This is a genomic window from Flexivirga sp. G2 (assembly GCF_055397625.1).
Genome location: NZ_AP039675.1, coordinates 2,576,239 through 2,594,034 on the forward strand (window position 1 = coordinate 2,576,239; position 17,796 = coordinate 2,594,034).

Genomic DNA, 17,796 nt, shown 5'->3' on the forward strand with positions numbered 1-17,796 from the left:
GGCGGCCTACTCCCCGTCAGCGTTGGGGGTCGCGAGCTCCCTCCAACGCCAACGCTTCACAGGCCCCCTGTGCCTGTGCTGATCGAACTTCACCGGCACAGTCTTTCAGAGCGTCAGGACAACCTTCACGTCGTCGTCCTGCAGGGCGAACGCGTCGGCGTACTTCTCCAGCGGCACCCGGCGGGTGATCAACCGCTCGAGCCACGTCAGGTCTGCCGCGGCGAGAGCCTGCGCCGCCGCCTCGTAGTGCCGCAGGTTGGCGTTCACCGAGCCGGCCACTGCGGCATTTCCCAGCACGGCCGTCCGGTTGATAGTGCCGAGATCGACCGTCTCCTCCTCGCCGGGATCGGAGATGCCGGTCAGGATGGTGATGGCGTAGGGCTTCGGGTTGGCCAAGGCCGCCTTGATGACCGGTGTGGCCCCGGTCCCCTCGATGATCACGTCGGGCTCGATCGCCGCGATCACGGTGTCCACCGGATCGGTGTGGTAGGTCCCACCCAGATCCTTCACCAGCTGCGGTTTCGGGCCGTCCTTCGTGCGATCGAGGACGTGCACGTCGAGACCACGAGCGGCGCCGAGCAGAGCAGCCAGCAGGCCGATCGGGCCGGCACCGGTGATCAGCACCGACCGTGGCTCGAACCACGCGCGGCCACCGATCCGGTCGATCTGTTCCCATGCCTTGGCGACGATCGTGGTCGGCTCCATCAGCATGCCGACCGACTCCAGCGCCGGGTCGAGCTTGACCGCGTGCTCGGCGTGCACACGCCACTGCTCCGCCGCGAACCCGTGCAGCGACTTGATGCCGTGCTCGGTGTATTCGCCGTTGCGGCACATGTCCCACTCGCCGTGTGCGCACGCTCCGCACGGCTCGGGGTCGGGCATCCGCACGACGCCGACGATCAGGTCGCCCGCTGCGAACCCGCTGCCCGCCGGAGCCTCACGCACCCGACCCAGCGACTCGTGCCCCAGGATCAGTCGTTCGGATCCCTCCGGAGCCCACCCGTAGTCACCGTCGGCGAGCTCGTGGTCGGTGCCGCAGACGCCGACCGCGAGGCCGTCGACCAGTACATCGCCGAGGGTCTTGTCCGGTTCGGGCATGTCCTCCACCGAGAGGCTGCCTGCTTTTCCCGGGATGACGGTAAGTGCGCGCATGTGCCCGAAGCTACCGGACTCCTCCGGCGAGATCGTGAACGACGGAACAACGCCCGGTGGTCTCAGCCGACAGTGCGATGCAGCAACAGCGGGAGTATGGCGCCGGCCCCCGCCATACGGAGTCGGGCAGCCGCGACCGTGACGACCCACCCCGAGGACGATGCGTCCACCACGAGGAGTACCGACTGACCGGCGAGGTCCGGAACCGCGCTGCGCTCCAACGCATCTCGCCAGAAGACGGCCTCGTCGACCGACGTCGCGTCTGCGGGTGCCACGCCGTCCACCTCCCACCGCTGGACCGGCAGCCGACCGGCTGCACCGAGGGCATCGGCCACGCCGCCGACAAGCTGTGGGTGCCCGGCCGCACTCAGAGCGACGATCAGGTCGGGTCGGCTGCTCCAGTCCCACTGCGCGAGGGTGCGCACGCACGCGTCGACCAGCTCGGCGGGTGGGGGCCCGTCGCTGCGCAGGGCGCCGGCCAGCAGCTCACCCCACTCGGCGGCGTCGGCATGCACGATGACGCGGCCCTCCTCGGCGGCCTCCTCGGCTGCGATCCGGCCGCGTCGGCCGAAGGCGCCGCCGGGCCACATCTTGCGCGGCTCGAGCACCTGCTGCTGCGACCGCAGCAGCTGCCGCACCTGAGCAACTGTGTCGCCGGACGCCTCGGGGTGCAGCGGCTCCGGCAGGTGATCCAGGCAGACCGAGCACCGGCCGCACGGCTCCGCCTCCGGATCGTCGAGTGACTGCTGCAGCAGCTGCATCAGGCACTGCTCGCCGCGGATGTAGCTGCGCATGATGTCGGCCTCGCGGCGGCGCACCGCCAGCACCCCGTCGTAGTGCGCCTGGTCATAGCTCCACTGCGTTCCGGTCGCCGACCAACCGTCGGCGGTGCGCTCGGTGATGCCGTCGACCGCGAGCTGTTTCAGCAGCAGATCGACCTTGGTGCGCCGCAAGCCGCTCTCGGCCTCCAACTGGGGCACGGACATCGGCTGGCCGGCTTCCCCGAGGGCGTCGAGCAACCGGCGCACCTGCGGTTCCTTGGGAATGGTCGCTGTCGCGAAGTAGTCCCAGACGCCGTCGTCGCCCGCGGACGGCAGCAGCGCGACCAGCGCATGATCGATCGCGCGACCGGCACGGCCGACCTGTTGGTAATAGGACACCGGCGACGGCGGAGCGCCGACGTGTATGACGAAACCCAGATCCGGCTTGTCGTAACCCATCCCGAGCGCGGACGTCGCGACGAGCGCCTTGACCCGGTTAGCGCGCAGGTCCTCCTCCAGCGCCTCCCGGGAGTTGGAGTCCAACTGTCCGGTGTAGGCGGCGACGGGCACGTCCGCGCCATACCGGTTCCGGATGGCCTCGGTCAGCCGCTCCGCGTCCGCGACGGTGAGCGTGTAGACGATGCCCGACCCCGGCAGCTGCGACAGATGGTCGACGACCCAGGCGAATCGCTGCAGCGGATCGAGCTGTGGCAGGACGGCCAGCTGCAGACTCGCTCGCGCCAGCGGACCACGCAGCACCACCGTGTCGTCACCGAACTGTGCGGCGATGTCGTCGACGACCCGGGCGTTCGCGGTTGCCGTGGTCGCCAACACCGGGGTCTGCGGGTTGAGCGTCCGCAGCACATCCGTGACCCGGCGGTAATCGGGCCGGAAGTCATGTCCCCAGTCCGACACCGAATGTGCTTCGTCCACCACCACCAGCCCGAGCGTGCCGCTGAGCGATTTCATCACCCGCGCGCCGAACGTCGGGTTGGCAAGCCGCTCCGGCGACACCAGCAGCACGTCGATCTCGCCGGCCGCCAGGTCGTCCTCGATCTGTTGCCAGGCACCGACATTCGAGCTGTTGAGCGTCGCGGCACGTAGACCGGCACGCTCCGCGGCGGCAACCTGATCGCGCATCAGGGACAGCAGCGGCGAGATCACCAGGGTCGGTCCGCGGCCCTGCGCCCGCAGCCAGGACGTGGCGATCCAGTAGACCGCCGACTTGCCCCAACCGGTCGCCTGCACCACCAGCACCCGGGATCCGGGCTGCGTCAGCGCCTGGAGGGCCTCCAACTGCCCGTCCCGCAGGTGGGCGCCGGGTCCGGCGAGCACCGCCAAGGTGCGCTCGGCAACGGTCTCGATCGTCGGGGAAGTCACGCTCGTCATCGTGTCAGTCTGGATCCGGGGTCCGACAGCCCGGCCGGGCTCACCCCTGCGCGGCCCGCTTCGCGGCCTTCGCGCGAGCCTCTTCCTCGTCCAGCGCGTTGGCCTCGTCGAGCGTGGGCGCGGTGCCGCCGAGTCGGGCCGGCAGGTACTTCAGGTCGTCGCCGGACAACGGCTCGTAGTCGTCCTGCACCGCGTGCAGCATCGTCGCCATCCGAGCGCGCAATGCCTCGGTCTCTGCGTCGACGTCCGCATCCGGGGCAATGGCGATCGGCGCGCCCACGTCGAGCCGGATCGGCACCTTGGGCCGGCGCATCTGCCGCGGCAGACCCTTGGTCCAGACCCGCTGCGAACCCCAGATGATCATCGGTATGACGGGCACGCCCGCCTCCTGCGCCATCCGGACCGCGCCGGACTTGAACTCGCGCAGTTCGAAGGATCGCGAGATCGTGGTCTCGGGAAAGACACCGATCAGTTCACCGGCCTGCAGGGCCTCGACCGCCGCCCGGTAGGCGCCCGCGCCCGCCGCACGATCGACCGGGATGTGCTTCATGCCGCGCATCAGGGGGCCGGAGACCTTGTGGTCGAAGACGTCCTTCTTGGCCATGAAACGGATCAGCCTGCCGACGTCCCGCGCCGAATACCCGGCGTAGGAGAAGTCGAAGTAGCCGATGTGGTTCATCGCGATCACCGCGCCACCGGTCCGTGGGATGTTGTCGGACCCGGTGCGTTCGAACTTCAAACCTTGCAGGGCGAACACGCCGCGGGCGAAGTTGATGACGCCGGAGTAGATCGGTTCCATGCCGGAACCCTACCCAGCGGTAGACGAGGTGTCCGAGTCGTGGAATGCCGGCGCGCCCGGGCGACGTTGCACGAAGCGTGACTGATGCCGCCATACCCCTGTCCGTGCTGGACCTCTCCCCCATTTCCGCCGGCCGCACCGCCTCCGCCGCACTGCAGGAGACGATCGGACTCGCGCAACACACCGAATCCCTTGGTTACGAACGGTATTGGGTCGCTGAACATCACAATTTGCCGAGTGTGGCCAGCTCGTCGCCGGTCGTCATGATCGCCACCGTCGCTGCCGCCACGGAGCGGATCCGGGTCGGCGCCGGAGGCATCATGCTGCCGAACCACGCGCCGTTGCAGGTCGCCGAGACCTTCCGGGTGCTGGAGGCGCTGCACCCGGGTCGCATCGATCTCGGACTCGGACGGGCGCCCGGCACCGACCAGCTGACCGCGTTCGCGCTGCGCCGCAGCAAGGAGGCGCTGGCCGCCGACGACTTCCCGCAGCAGTACGCCGAACTGCGGGCGTATGTCGACGGGTTCCCCGACGACCACCCGTTCGCACCGATCAGTGCGCAGCCCACCGACGTGCCGCTGCCGCCGATCTGGATCCTCGGCTCCAGTCTGTACGGCGCACAGGCCGCCGGCCTGCTCGGCACCAACTTCGCCTTCGCCGGCCACTTCGGCAGTGTCGACCCGCGGGAGGCGTTCGACGCCTACCGAAACTCGTTCCAGCCGAACGGGCGCTCGGACGGCCTGACCGAGCCGCACAGCATGCTCGCCGTCTCGGCCATCGCCGCCGAAACCGCCGAGCGCGCAACGGAACTCGAGCGAGCGGCTGCACTGTCGACGGTCCGTCTGCGACAGAACCGGCCCGGCCCACTGCCCACGCCGGAGGAAGCCGCAGCGCATGAATGGACCGAACTGGAACAGCGACTCGTCGACAGTCTCGGTCGCTTCGTCACCGCCGGCACCGGCGACGCGGTCCTCGCGGGCATCACGGCGCGCGCCCGCGGCTGTGGGGCGGACGAGCTGATGATCACGACCAACGTGCACGACCCTGCGGAACGCCGGGCGTCATACACGTTGATCATGGAGGCGGCTCGCGCCGGATCCTGACGGTCACTACTTCGGCTGCTCGACGCCGTCCTCGGGGCCATCTTCGGAGGCGTCGTCGCGCGCGTGCCGGCCGAACAACCGGTTGACCGTGTCCGAGGGCTTGCTGCCGTCCGATCCATCGGCGTCGCCCTCGGGGGGCTCGTCCCCGACCGAGCCGTCCGGCCGGACGACGTGCTGGCGTTCGCGCGGGTCGGGTTGCTCGCGCGCCGCTTCCTCCACGGGTCGCCCGGTGTCCGGGTCGATCCGGCTCTCACCGTCACCGTCACCACGCGATCCGGTGCCCTCGATCCGATTGCCGTGCCGGTCGGTCGGTGTGTCGGGGTCGAGTCGATCGGCCTTGCGCAAGGTCTCCTCGTGATCGCGCTCGACCGCCTCCGCGGTCTTCTGCTCATGCCGCGCCTCGGCGGCCAGTTGGTCCGCCTCACGCTGTTTGGCTTCCGCCTCGGCACGGGCGCGCTCCGCCTGCTCGGTGGCCGACTCGGCACGCTGGCGGGATTCCGTGACGGTCGCTTCGTTCTCCCTCGCCCTGCCGCGCAGCTGCTGGGCCTCGTCACGGCGCGCCGCGGTACGGCGCTTTCCCTGCCAGGCTGCGATGAGGATCAGGATCAGCACCACGACGATGATCGCGATGATGATCCACCAGGTCTTGGAATCCATGACGTGCCTTCCGGACGATCTGCAATGCCACTGACAGTCCGAAACTACTGGTCATGCGGGGCCGGCGGGGCCCCTGGGACCGGTGGGGCGTGTCGCCCAGAGGACGACCGCGCTGGCGGCCGCGACGTTCAGCGAGTCGACACCGCCCGACATCGGGATCCGCACCACCAGATCGCTCGCCTCCACGGTGCGCCTGCTCAACCCGTCGCCCTCGGTGCCGAGCACCATCGCCAACCGTTCCGGCGGGTCCGCGACCAGTTCGTCCAGGGTGATCGCGTCGTCGTGCAGGGCCAGCGACGCGACCGAGAAGCCTTGCGCCTGCAGCGTTTCCACCGCACCGGGCCAAGGGTCGATCCGCGTCCAGGGAACCTGGAAGACCGTGCCCATCGACACCCGCACGCTGCGTCGGTAGAGCGGGTCCGCGCAACGTGGAGTGATCAGGACGGCATCGACGCCGAGCGCCGCCGCGGATCGGAAGATCGCCCCCACGTTGGTGTGGTCCACGATGTCCTCCAGCACCAGCGCGCGCCGGGCACCCCGCAGCAGCTCGGTGTATGCCGGGAGGACCGGCCGGTGCATGGAGGCCAGTGCGCCACGATGCAGGTGGAAACCGGTCATCTCCTCGATCACGTCGTCCGCCCCGACATACACGGGCACATCGTCGGTCTCGGCCTGCTCGACCAGGTCTGCCAGGTCGGTCAGCCAACGGCGCCCCATCAGGTAGGACCGCGGCCGATGCCCGGCGCCGAGGGCCCGCCGGATGACCTTCTCGCTCTCGGCGAGGTAGAGCCCGTTCTCCGGCTCGAGGCGTCTGCGCAGGGCGACGTCGGTCAGCCGGAAGTAGTCGCGCACCCGCTCGTCGGCGGGGTCGGTGATCTCGATGACTGGCACGATGCCCCACTGTAGGTCGTGCCAGCCGGCCTCAGCTCAGCTGGACGATGGCGACGACGCCCACGACCACGATGAACGCCCGGAGCAGCCAGGGCGGCAGCCGGCGGCCGATCTTCGCGCCGATCAGCCCGCCGAGGAATGCACCGACCGCGATGCACAGCGCAACGCCCCAGCGTACGTTGTGGAAGGACACGACGACGAAGGTGAGCGCAGCGACGGCGTTCACGATCAGGCTCAGGATGTTCTTGATGCCGTTGAGCCGCTGCAGCCCGTCGGGCAGCATCGCGCTCATCAGTCCCATCAGCAGGACGCCCTGGGCCGCGCCGAAGTATCCGCCATACGCACCGGCCGCGAAAAGCCCTGCCAGCAAACCGATCCGGCGCCCACGCGACATCTCGTCGGTCACCTCGGAATGCCGGTCCGCGGCTCGGTGCTGGAGCCACGGCCCGATGACGACCAGCACGATCCCCACCAGGATGAGCGTCGGCACGATCGCCTTGAAGGCCGACGGCGGGAGCCAGATCAGCAGGAGGGCGCCGGTGATGCCGCCCAGGAACGACATCGGCATGAACTGCTTCAGCCGGTCCTTCGCCTCGGACACCTCGGCCCGGTATCCCCACGATCCGGAGACTCCCCCGGCGACCAGACCGACCGAGTTGGAGATGTTCGCCGGCACCGCCGGGTAGCCGAGTGCCAGCAAGGTCGGGAACGTCACCAGCGTGCCGGACCCGACGATCGTGTTGATCCCGCCCGCGGCCATCCCGGCAAGCGTGATCAACAGGATCTCGGTCAACGACATGGCGTCAGCAGCTCTTCAAAGATGTCGGCTGCGGTGCGCTCAGCCGGCGGCATGCCGGCCGCGGGGACGCTGGATCGCGCGTGCGGCCCATCGGTCGCCGACGTGCTCCAGGGTCAGCTCCACACCGAAGGTGGCGGTCAGGTTCTCGGCGGTCAGGGTGGCCTCGAGGGGTCCTGCCGCGACGACCTTGCCGTCGCGCAGCAGCAGCACGTCGGTGAACCCGGGCGGGATCTCCTCGACGTGATGGGTGACCAGCACCAGGGCCGGGGCCTCGATGTCCTGCGCGATCTCGCCGAGGCGGCTGACCAGGTCCTCCCGGCCGCCCAGATCCAGTCCGGCCGCGGGCTCGTCGAGCAGCATCAGCTCGGGGTCGGTCATCAGGGCGCGGGCGATCTGCACCCGCTTGCGCTCGCCCTCACTCAGCGTCCCGAAGCGACGGTCCGCCAGGTGCCCGGCGCCGAGGGCGTCCAGCAGCTCGCGGGCACGTCCGTGATCGAGGTCGTCGTACTTCTCACGCCACCGGCCGACCATCCCGTATGCCGCCGTGACGACGACGTCACTCACGCGCTCGCCGTTCGGAATGCGTTCGGCAATCGTGGCCGATGCCAGGCCGATTCGTGGGCGCAGCTCGAAGACGTCCACGGTGCCGAGGACCTCGGACAGGACGCCGGCGACACCGGAGGACGGATGCATGCGCGCAGCAGCGACCTGCAGCAGGGTCGTCTTCCCGGCACCGTTGGGGCCGAGAACCACCCAGCGTTCGCCCTCCTCGACCTCCCAGTCGACGCCGTCCAAGAGGCGCTTCTGACCGCGGACAACGCTCACTCCGGCAAGTGCCAGCACATCCGACATGTGACGCACCTTACGGCGTGGCCGCAGCATGGCGGCGACCGGCCAGCAGGTCGTCCCACGTCCGCGTCATACCCTGGTGCGGCCATGTCCGATCTGCCAGCCGCCGTCCGCCTCAGCCTGTGGGTCACCGCTGCCTGGGCCGGACATCTGGACCTCGAGGAAGCAGTGCGCCGGGCGCTGCCCGATGCCGACCACGTCGCCGGCGATGTCGGACACCTGGCGACCTGGCAGGACTTCGGTGAGCGAGTCCTGGCCTGTGCGCTCCCGCGTGCCGGCGACCTGTCCGGTATGCCGCGCGGCAACCCCGAACTCAACGCCGCGGCAACGGATTCCGGTGAATGCGTCTACGTGCCCGCGATCGGCGGCGCGCTCGTGCCATCGATCGAGATCTTCGGTCCCGAGGGCGACGAGGGTATGACGGTGCGATTGACATCCTTCGACTGTGCCCCGACCCCGGCCCACCGATTGGAGGAACTGCACGAGTCCCAGATCGAGCGCGAGCTGCGCACCCGGCTCGCGCACGCGACCGCCGCGCTGGAGACGCTCGACATCCAGCCGTTCGCCGGATCGAACCTGCGGGCGCAGGCCGACGAGGTCGCCACGCTGCGCGAATGGGGCCTGCCGTCCGGTCTGCCCGGCCGGGCAATCCGGATCCTGCAGACGGCCGGAACCGTCGGTGCGGCAGTCGACTTCGCACTCCGTCATCCGACGGCCATCGATGTCAGCGCCGATGTGGAACGGCAGCGGGCGCTGCGCGAGCTGCAGGCGCTCACCGACCGTGCCATGGCCCAGGCCACCACTGCCGCCGCACTGCACCTCGCCGGAATGCGCGCGTAAAGCCGGTCGAGTAGCGGTGAGGTACGAGCCGCGTATCGAGACCCCTCAGCTTGGTCTCGATACACCTCCTCCGCTCCGCTCCCCCGGCACTCGACCGGCAACTGACTCGTAAACCTGCTGCGTCCGCCGGGCGATGGTCTCCCAGCCGAACTCACGCACCGCCCGCTCCCGACCGGCCGCACCACGTCGCCGTGCCTCGGCGACGTCACTCACCGCCTCGGTCAGGGTCCGGGCGAGATCCGCGACGAACCGGTCCGGGTCCTTCGGTGTGCCGGTGCCGTCGGTCACCTGCTCGATCGGGACGAGCCAGCCGGTGTCGCCGTCGGCGACGACTTCCGGAATCCCTCCGGTCGCCGTACCCACCACCGGACAGCCACACGCCATCGCCTCCAGATTGACGATTCCGAGCGGTTCGTAGACCGAAGGACAGACGAAAACCGTTGCACCGGAGAGCAATGCGATCACCTCCGCGCGCGGCAGCATGTCCGGGATCCAGACCACGCCGTCCCGGGACTCGCGCAGACCGGCCACCAGGTCCTCGACCTCGCGCAGGATCTCCGGCGTGTCCGGCGCACCGGCACACAGCACCAATTGCACCTCCGGCGGCAGCTCGGCGGCAGCGCGCAGCAGGTAGGGCAGACCCTTCTGACGGGTGATGCGCCCGACGAAGATCACCGTCGGGCGGTCCGGATCCACGCCGTGTGTCCGGCACGTGGCTGTTGCTGCCTCACTGGTGTCACGGTGCCACAGCTCGGAGTCGATGCCGTTGTGCACCACGTGCACCTTGGCAGGGGCCAGGTCCGGGTAGCTGGCCAGCACGTCCTTGCGCATCCCGTGGCTCACCGCGATGACGGCAGCTGCCGCGTCATACGCCGAGCGTTCGATGTATGACGAGACCCGGTAGCCCCCGCCGAGTTGCTCCGCCTTCCACGGTCGCATCGGCTCCAGGCTGTGCGCCGTCACCACGTGCGGGACGCCGTGCAGCAGGGACGCGACGTGGCCGGCGAAGTTCGCGTACCAGGTGTGCGAGTGAACGACGTCGGCACCGGCACAGTCGTCGGCCATCCGCAGGTCGACACCCATCGTCTGCAACGCCGCGTTGGCGTTCGTGAGCTCCGGCAGCTCGGCATACCCGGTGGTGTCCGTCTCATCCACCGGACTTCCGAAGGCACGCACGTGCACGGTGTCCCCGAGTCCGCGCAAAGCGCGCACCAACTCGGCAACATGCACCCCGGCGCCGCCGTAGATGTTGGGCGGATATTCCTTGGTCAGCAGATCCACTCTCACAACCCCTGACGCTAGTCCCTGCGCGCCCCGTAGGTTATGTCCATGGTGCGACGAGGTGGACCATCCGTGCTGGCGATCGTCCTGGCCGGCGGTGAGGGCAAGAGACTCATGCCGCTGACCGCGGACCGGGCCAAACCTGCGGTGCCGTTCGGTGGCATCTACCGGCTGATCGATTTCGCACTCTCCAACATCGCGAACAGCGGCTTCCTGAAGATGGTCGTCCTCACGCAGTACAAGTCGCACAGCCTGGACCGGCACATCGCCAAGGCGTGGCGTATGTCGACGATGCTCGGCAACTACGTCGCCCCGGTCCCCGCGCAGCAGCGGCGCGGCAAGCAGTGGTTCGCCGGCTCCGCCGACGCGATCTACCAGAGCCTCAACCTGATTCACGACGAGAAGCCGGACATCGTCGTGGTCGTCGGCGCCGACCACGTCTACCGGATGGACTTCGCCCAGATGGTCGACCGGCACATCGAGTCGGGCGCGCGCGCCAGCGTCGCCGCCATCCGGCAACCGATCGAGCTCGCCGACCAGTTCGGTGTCATCGAACTCGCCGAGGGCCAAGGACAGAAGATCGGCGCATTCCGCGAAAAGCCCTCGGACCCGGTCGGACTCGCCGATGCGCCGCACGAGATCCTTGCCTCGATGGGAAACTACGTCTTTGACACCGACGCCCTGGTCGAGGCGGTCACGACCGACGCCGAGGACGCCGACAGCAAGCACGACATGGGCGGCAACATCATTCCGGCGTTCGTCGACAAGGGCGAGGCCTACGCCTACGACTTCCGGGACAACGAGATCCCCGGTGTCACCGACCGCGACTTCGGCTACTGGCGTGACGTGGGGACGATCGACTCGTTCTACGACTCGCACATGGACCTCGTGTCGATCCACCCGATCTTCAACCTCTACAACTACGACTGGCCGATCCGCACCAGCGATTCGGGTTATCCGCCGGCGAAATTCGTGCACGGTGCATCCGACCGCAGCGGTATGGCGACCGGCTCGATGATCTCTCCCGGCTGCATCGTGAGCGGTTCGGTGATCGGCAACTCGGTGCTTTCGACGAACGTCAAGGTGCACTCGTTCGCCCAGGTCGACGACGCGATCATCATGGACAACGTCGACATCGGGCGACACTGCCGGATCCGCCGCGCGATCATCGACAAGGACGTCCACGTGCCCGACAACGCCAGCATCGGTCTCGACCACGACGAGGATCGTGCCCGCGGGTTCACCGTGACCGACTCGGGCATCACCGTCGTCGGCAAGGGCACGGTCATTCCGGCGTGAATCCACCTGTGTCACAGTCAATTCCACAGATGAACACCCTCCTCGTCACGTTCACCGGCCAGGACCGACCGGCGGTTTCGGCTCGCCTGTTGCAGGCCGCGGCCGAGGCCGACGCGCTCGTGCTCGACCTGGAGCAGGCGGTGGTCCGGGGTCGGCTGCTGCTCACCGCTCTGCTGCAACCGACGTCCGACGAGACGGCACTCACCACGGCCCTGGAAGCCGTCGGCAGTGAGTTCGGGCTGACCGTCACCGTCGAGCCAGGTCACGGCGACAACCCGGCGCGCCGAACGGGCCGGGCGTCGGTCGTCGTGCTCGGCGCCCCGTTGCCGGCGCGCAGCCTGGCCCCGATCACCTCGGCGATCGGCGACCAGGGCGCGAACATCGATCGCATCCGCCGGCTGTCCCGCGACCCGGTGACCACCCTCGAACTCGACCTGTCCGGCGCCGACGTGCCGCAGCTGCGTCGGGCGCTCGCGCTGCTCGCGGCGCAACACGGCGTCGACATCGCGGTGTCCCCCGGCGGCCTGGCACGGCGCGGACGGCGACTGCTGGTGATGGACGTCGACAGCACCCTGATCCAGGACGAGGTCATCGAATTGCTGGCGGCACACGCCGGTCGCGAGGCGGAAGTCGCCGCCGTCACCGAGCGGGCGATGCGTGGCGAGTTGGACTTCGAGCAGAGCCTGCACGAACGTGTTCGCTGCCTGGCCGGACTCGACGAGTCCGTGTTCGACGAGGTGCGCCGCGCCATACGCCTGACGCCCGGTGCACGCACCCTGTTGCGCACGGTACGGCGACTCGGCTTCTCGGTCGCGGTCGTGTCCGGCGGCTTCATCGAGATCGTCCAGCCGCTGGCCACCGAGCTCGGCATCGACCGGGCGCACGCCAACAAGCTCGAGGTCCGCGACGGCAAGCTGACCGGACGCGTCGACGGACCAGTGGTCGATCGTGCTGAGAAGGCCCGCGCACTGCGCCGATTCGCCGAGGCCGAGGGCCTGCCGCTCTCTCGGACGGTCGCCGTCGGTGACGGCGCCAACGACCTCGACATGCTGGCCACCGCCGGGCTCGGGATCGCCTTCAATGCCAAGCCGGTCGTCCGCGAGCAGGCCGACGCCAGCGTCAACGTCCCCTATCTCGACACCGTGCTCTTCATGCTCGGCATCTCCCGCGACGACGTCGAGGAAGCGGACCGACTCACCGGGAAGTCCGGCAGCGCGGGTCCCGACGCGGGTGTTTCCCTAGAATCACCCCATGTCTGATCCAGCTGCGCGTTCTCTGCTGATCATCGGCGGTGCCGAGGACAAAGTCGGACGGGTGACGATCCTGCGACGCTTCGTACGACTGGCAGGTGGTCGCAAGTCCCGCATCGTGATCATTCCGACGGCATCGTCGGTCCCCGACGAGGTCGTTGACGTCTACTCGACGGTCTTCTCGCGGCTCGGGGCACCGCAGATCGACTCCGTCGACCCGGTCGATCGCGCGCACAGCAGTGACGCCGAGTTGCAGGCGCTCGTCGACGGTGCCACCGGAATCTTCCTGTCCGGTGGCAATCAGCTCAAGCTGAGTCAGTTGATCGTCGGAACACCACTGGGTGCAGCGATTCTGCGCGCCTACGAACGCGGTGCGGTGATCGCCGGCACCTCGGCCGGTGCATCGATCATGAGTCAGTTCATGATCTCGATGGGCGACGAGGGCGTGACTCCTCGGCAGCGGTCGAGTCAGCTCACCGCCGGACTTGGTCTGCTCCCGGGTGTCATCGTCGACCAGCACTTCGATCAACGCGCGCGTTACGGCCGGTTGCTGTCCCTGGTCGCCTCGTCGCCGAACCTGCTCGGCATGGGCATCGACGAGGACACCGCCGCAGAGGTCACCGGCGGCACCGAACTGACAGTGGTCGGTTCCGGCGCGGTGTTCGTCGTCGACGCGAGGACCGCGGTCACCGATGCTCATCAGGCCGAGCGGGACGCACCGCTGCTGGTCACCGGCGCGGTCGTGCACACGCTGCCGTTCGGTGCGACATTTGATCTTGAATCAGCTACTCTCACAGACTTTTCCGAGAAGTATGCCGATCTGGCGGTCTCCACCAGCAGGGACCGCCACGACACGGCCACCGCAGCCGCCGCCTTGCGCAGATAGCTCCACCCGGTCGTCGTAGCCGGTCTCCGCCATCCCCGCCCACGAGAGGAGCAGCAACCATGCAAGGGTCGCCGACCGATGGACAGCTGAAGGTCCTGCGCACCCGGGTCTACCGGGGCCCGAACGTCTGGGCGTACGACCAGGCGGTCCATCTGCTCGTCGACCTCGGTGAGCTGGAGGACTTCCCGACCGACAGGCTGCCCGGATTCACCGATCGCCTGCTGGAGTGGCTGCCGGGGCTGAGCGAACACACCTGTTCGCGCGGACATCGCGGCGGCTTCGTCGAGCGGTTGCGCGAGGGCACCTGGCTGGGGCACGTCACCGAGCACGTCGCGCTGCAGTTGCAGCAGGAGGCCGGCCACGACATGCGGCGCGGCAAGACTCGCGGCGAGAAGGGCCGCCCGGGCGTCTACAACGTGATCTTCGGCTACTTCGACGAGCGGGTCGGGGTCTCCGCCGGTGAGCTGGCGGTGCGGATCGTCAACGAACTGCTCGCTCCCACAAGCGAGTTCGATTATCAGTCGGAGCTCGACCGTTTCTTGCGCGCCGCCGGGAAGAAGGCATTCGGCCCGTCCACGGCCGCGATCATCGAGGAGGCGGTCAGTCGCGACATACCGTGGCACCGGCTCAATCAGTACTCTCTCGTGCAGCTCGGCCAGGGTGTCCATGCCCAGCGCATTCGCGCCACCATGACCTCCCGCACCTCGGCGCTGGCAGTCGACATCGCGGGTGACAAGAACCTCACCGCCACGTTGCTCGGCTCCGCGGGACTCCCGGTGCCGAAGGCGATCACGGTGCGCTCGGCGGACGGCGCAGCGGAGGCAGCCGCCACGATCGGCTTCCCGGTCGTCGTCAAGCCGCTGGACGGCAATCACGGGCGGGGCGTGATCCTCAACCTCACCTCCGAGAACGAGGTCCGAGACGCCTTCCCACTTGCCGCGGGACAGAGCCGCCGCGGCATCGTGCAGGTCGAATCCTTCATCACCGGCAAGGACTACCGTTGTCTGATCATCGGCGGACGGATGGCGGCAATCGCCGAACGCGTTCCGGCGCACGTGATCGGCGACGGCGAGCACACGGTTCAGGAGCTCGTCGACACCACCAATGCCGACCCGCGGCGCGGCGTCGGCCACGAGAAGGTACTCACCCGGATCGTCGTCGACGATGCAGCGGTGGAGCTCGTCCGGGAGCAGGGCTACGCCATGAGCGATGTCCCGCCGCAGGACGAGATAGTGAAGCTCGCTCTCACCGGCAACATGTCGACCGGTGGGATCTCGATCGACCGGACCTTCGACGCACACCCAGACAACGTCGAAATCGCCGAGGAGGCAGCACAACTCATCGGTCTCGACGTCGCCGGCATCGACTTCATCTGCCCCGACATCACGGCGCCGGTGCGTGAGACCGGCGGTGCGATCTGCGAGGTGAACGCTGCGCCGGGCTTCCGGATGCACACGCACCCGACGATCGGTGAGCCGCAGTTCATCGCCAAGCCGGTGGTCGACCTGCTCTTCCCGCCCGGCTCCCCGTCGCGCGTCCCGGTGGTCGCTGTCACGGGCACCAACGGCAAGACGACGACCTCGCGCATGCTGTCCCACATCATGAAGAGCCTCGGCCGCAAGGTCGGTATGACGTCCACCGACGGCATCGTGATCGACGAGCGACTGGTCATCAAGGCGGACGCCTCGGGACCGCGGTCGGCGCGCATGGTGCTGCAGAACCCCCGGGTCGACTTCGCGGTGCTGGAGGTGGCGCGAGGCGGGATCCTGCGCGAGGGTCTCGGCTACGACCGCAACGACATCGCGATCGTCACCAACATCCAGCCCGATCACCTCGGGATGCACGGCATCGACACCCTCGAGCAACTTGCCCGGGTGAAATCCGTTGTCGTCGAAGCTGTTCCGCGCGACGGGTATGCCGTGCTGAACGCCGACGACCCGCTCGTCCGCGCGATGCGCCGACGCTGCTCGGGCACCATCGTGTGGTTCTCGATGGAACCGCCGGGCAGCCGGGTGCGCGAGTTCATCGACGAGAAATGCCGCCGTGGTGCCCGCGCCGTGGTGCTCGAGCCGTCCGACCGCGGCGAGATGATCGTGCTCAAGCAGGGCCGTCGTTCGATGCCACTGGCCTGGACGCATCTGCTGCCGTCGACGTTCGGTGGCACCGCGCGGATGAACGTCGCGAACGCGCTCGCCGCAGCGGGCGCCGCCTTCGCGGCCGGCGCACCGTTGCACGACATACGACAGGGACTGCGGACGTTCACCACGTCGTACTACCTGTCGCCGGGCCGGTTGAACCGCGTGGAGGTCAACCACGCAGAGGTTTTCGTCGACTACTGCCACAACCCGCCCGGGATGCACCGGCTCGGCGAGTTCGTGCAGGGGTATGTCGACCAGCGGCAGGGCGCGGCGGATCATCGCATCTCCCGGATCGGCATGGTCGGGGCAGCCGGCGACCGGCGCGATGACGACATTCGCGAGCTCGGCCGTGCGGCGGCGCAGTACTTCGACGTGCTCGTGCTGCGTGAGGACGACAACCTGCGCCGCCGTGCGCCCGGTGAGGCCGCGGCCCTGGTCGAGGAGGGTGTGCGCGAGGCGATGGCCGACGGGGCTCGTTGCCGGCAGGTCCTCACCGTCCTGGACGAACTCGAAGCGACGCGGCAGTCGGTCCATCTCGCCAACCCGGGCGATCTCGTGATGCTGTGCGTGGACCAGCACGGCGCGGTCCTCACCGAGCTGGAAAGCTTCACACACCAGGCGAATGCGGGTGCTCGGACCGACGACGACCAGCCGGGTGATCCGGACCTGGATCCGCAGCAACTGGCCACCGATGCCACCGAGGCGTCCGCGGCCGAGGACAGCGAGTGGCGCGAGCAACTTCCCGACCAGTGAGGTATGTCGAGACGGAGGTGGACCGGGCGCCACTCCCCTCGGCATACAACCGGACTCCTCGGCACCTCGGGCTCGCCGACGAGGACACGACGTTGCCGTACGCCGAGTACTTCCGGCCGTCGCCGCGTCCGAAGCAGGAACACGTCGCGGCTGTGCTCGCCGGCGGTCAGGTGCCGGCCGAGCTCGGCTACGGCGTCGACGAAGTCGCGGACCGACTGGCACGGCCCGGGCACGAGGCCGTGGAGACCGGTTGGACCAGGTTGCGGAGCGGGCAGATCTTCGTCGCGGTGCACACCGCGATGCCCGGCGTGTCCGCGGCGATGTGGGACTGGTGGTTCGGCTGGCACAGCCGTGAGACGAGCCGGTACAAGCTCTGGCATCCGACGGCGCACCAGTTCGCCGCTCTCGGGGAGGACCGTGGTTTGCTGCCGGGCCTCACCGACCGGCAGAAGTATGTCGGCAACGTGTCGTATGTCGACGAGTACATCGGAAAGCGGTTGCACCGCTTGGCGATCCGGTTCGTGGATCCGGAACGGATGGGCATCTCTCGTGTCTCCGGAACCTTGCACGTTTGCGCGAGGGTGACGCTCAGTGCTTATCCGATCGGCATCGGCTGGCTGGTGCATCAGGTCCGCCCGACCGCTGACGGATCGGAGATGCGCAGCCGATTCTTCCTGAACGACGTCAGCGTGCTCGAGCTCCCGTCCCGCTCGTTCTGGGCGGCCCTCGTCGCCACTTCGCTTGTCCGGCGCGGTCTTTCCGCAATACCTGCTCGGATCACGGGAGCCGCCATGCCGTCGACTCTCGGCCGCGACATGGTGCAGCACTGCGCCACGGAGATGAATCATCTCGCCGGTTTCCTGCCCGAGTTGCACGACCGCTTCCGTGAGCTGCCCTGAATCCGCGTGCTACGAATCCGATGGTCCGGCCGCGCGCACAGATAGGTTCC

Annotated in this window: 15 protein-coding genes; 7 read left to right on the forward strand and 8 right to left on the reverse strand. The window is 68.6% G+C overall.

Going from position 1 to position 17,796, the window contains the following annotated elements:
• Nucleotides 1-105: 105 nt before the first annotated feature.
• The 3 genes from ACZ50J_RS12555 to ACZ50J_RS12565 all read right to left on the reverse strand — a co-directional run bounded on the left by ACZ50J_RS12555 (nucleotide 106) and on the right by ACZ50J_RS12565 (nucleotide 4,101).
• Nucleotides 106-1,152, reverse strand: a complete 1,047-nt coding sequence (locus ACZ50J_RS12555) for a glucose 1-dehydrogenase (RefSeq protein WP_464297487.1) — start codon at nucleotides 1,150-1,152, stop codon at nucleotides 106-108.
• A gap of 62 nt (nucleotides 1,153-1,214) precedes the next feature.
• Nucleotides 1,215-3,302 carry a RecQ family ATP-dependent DNA helicase gene (locus tag ACZ50J_RS12560; protein WP_464297488.1) on the reverse strand — a complete coding sequence of 696 codons (2,088 nt, stop codon included), beginning with the start codon at nucleotides 3,300-3,302 and terminating at the stop codon, nucleotides 1,215-1,217.
• A gap of 40 nt (nucleotides 3,303-3,342) precedes the next feature.
• Entirely contained in the window at nucleotides 3,343-4,101 is a 759-nt protein-coding gene (locus ACZ50J_RS12565; RefSeq protein ID WP_464297489.1) for a lysophospholipid acyltransferase family protein, read from the reverse strand.
• 77 nt (nucleotides 4,102-4,178) lie between these two features.
• Here ACZ50J_RS12565 and ACZ50J_RS12570 point away from each other — a divergent pair, with 77 nt between their 5' ends.
• On the forward strand, nucleotides 4,179-5,204 hold the full coding sequence (locus tag ACZ50J_RS12570; protein WP_464297490.1) for an LLM class flavin-dependent oxidoreductase: 1,026 nt from the start codon (nucleotides 4,179-4,181) through the stop codon (nucleotides 5,202-5,204).
• Nucleotides 5,205-5,210: 6 nt separating this feature from the next.
• Here the strand turns inward: ACZ50J_RS12570 and ACZ50J_RS12575 are convergent, their stop codons facing one another.
• Genes ACZ50J_RS12575 through ACZ50J_RS12590 form a run of 4 tightly spaced genes read right to left on the reverse strand, consistent with a single transcriptional unit; the run spans nucleotide 5,211 to nucleotide 8,403 of the window.
• Complete coding sequence (locus ACZ50J_RS12575) at nucleotides 5,211-5,861, reverse strand: hypothetical protein (protein WP_464297491.1); 651 nt, start codon at nucleotides 5,859-5,861, stop codon at nucleotides 5,211-5,213.
• A 51-nt stretch (nucleotides 5,862-5,912) separates the two neighbouring features.
• On the reverse strand, nucleotides 5,913-6,752 hold the full coding sequence (locus tag ACZ50J_RS12580; RefSeq protein WP_464297492.1) for a TrmH family RNA methyltransferase: 840 nt from the start codon (nucleotides 6,750-6,752) through the stop codon (nucleotides 5,913-5,915).
• Between the two features lie 31 nt (nucleotides 6,753-6,783).
• Entirely contained in the window at nucleotides 6,784-7,551 is a 768-nt protein-coding gene (locus tag ACZ50J_RS12585) for a sulfite exporter TauE/SafE family protein (RefSeq protein WP_464297493.1), read from the reverse strand.
• A 39-nt stretch (nucleotides 7,552-7,590) separates the two neighbouring features.
• Complete coding sequence (locus tag ACZ50J_RS12590; RefSeq protein WP_464297494.1) at nucleotides 7,591-8,403, reverse strand: ABC transporter ATP-binding protein; 813 nt, start codon at nucleotides 8,401-8,403, stop codon at nucleotides 7,591-7,593.
• A gap of 84 nt (nucleotides 8,404-8,487) precedes the next feature.
• Between ACZ50J_RS12590 and ACZ50J_RS12595 the strand changes: the two genes are divergently transcribed.
• The gene (locus ACZ50J_RS12595) at nucleotides 8,488-9,240 is read left to right on the forward strand and encodes a hypothetical protein (RefSeq protein WP_464297495.1); all 753 of its coding nucleotides are present in this window, start codon (nucleotides 8,488-8,490) and stop codon (nucleotides 9,238-9,240) included.
• A 45-nt stretch (nucleotides 9,241-9,285) separates the two neighbouring features.
• On the opposite strand, the gene glgA is transcribed toward ACZ50J_RS12595, so the two are convergent.
• Nucleotides 9,286-10,527 carry a glycogen synthase gene (gene glgA, locus ACZ50J_RS12600; protein WP_464297496.1) on the reverse strand — a complete coding sequence of 414 codons (1,242 nt, stop codon included), beginning with the start codon at nucleotides 10,525-10,527 and terminating at the stop codon, nucleotides 9,286-9,288.
• A 42-nt stretch (nucleotides 10,528-10,569) separates the two neighbouring features.
• Here glgA and glgC point away from each other — a divergent pair, with 42 nt between their 5' ends.
• Genes glgC through ACZ50J_RS12625 form a run of 5 tightly spaced genes read left to right on the forward strand, consistent with a single transcriptional unit; the run spans nucleotide 10,570 to nucleotide 17,746 of the window.
• Nucleotides 10,570-11,820 (forward strand): glucose-1-phosphate adenylyltransferase, encoded by a 1,251-nt coding sequence (glgC, locus tag ACZ50J_RS12605; RefSeq protein WP_464297497.1) that lies wholly within the window; start codon nucleotides 10,570-10,572, stop codon nucleotides 11,818-11,820.
• Nucleotides 11,821-11,849: 29 nt separating this feature from the next.
• Nucleotides 11,850-13,079: a phosphoserine phosphatase SerB gene (serB, locus tag ACZ50J_RS12610; protein ID WP_464297498.1), complete on the forward strand. Its 1,230-nt coding sequence runs from the start codon at nucleotides 11,850-11,852 to the stop codon at nucleotides 13,077-13,079.
• Nucleotides 13,072-13,956 carry a cyanophycinase gene (locus ACZ50J_RS12615; RefSeq protein WP_464297499.1) on the forward strand — a complete coding sequence of 295 codons (885 nt, stop codon included), beginning with the start codon at nucleotides 13,072-13,074 and terminating at the stop codon, nucleotides 13,954-13,956. The genes serB and ACZ50J_RS12615 overlap by 8 nt, the downstream gene beginning before the upstream one ends.
• A 59-nt stretch (nucleotides 13,957-14,015) precedes the next feature.
• Nucleotides 14,016-16,847, forward strand: a complete 2,832-nt coding sequence (gene cphA / locus ACZ50J_RS12620) for a cyanophycin synthetase (RefSeq protein ID WP_464297500.1) — start codon at nucleotides 14,016-14,018, stop codon at nucleotides 16,845-16,847.
• Complete coding sequence (locus tag ACZ50J_RS12625; protein WP_464297501.1) at nucleotides 16,820-17,746, forward strand: DAPG hydrolase family protein; 927 nt, start codon at nucleotides 16,820-16,822, stop codon at nucleotides 17,744-17,746. The genes cphA and ACZ50J_RS12625 overlap by 28 nt, the downstream gene beginning before the upstream one ends.
• Nucleotides 17,747-17,796 lie beyond the last annotated feature (50 nt).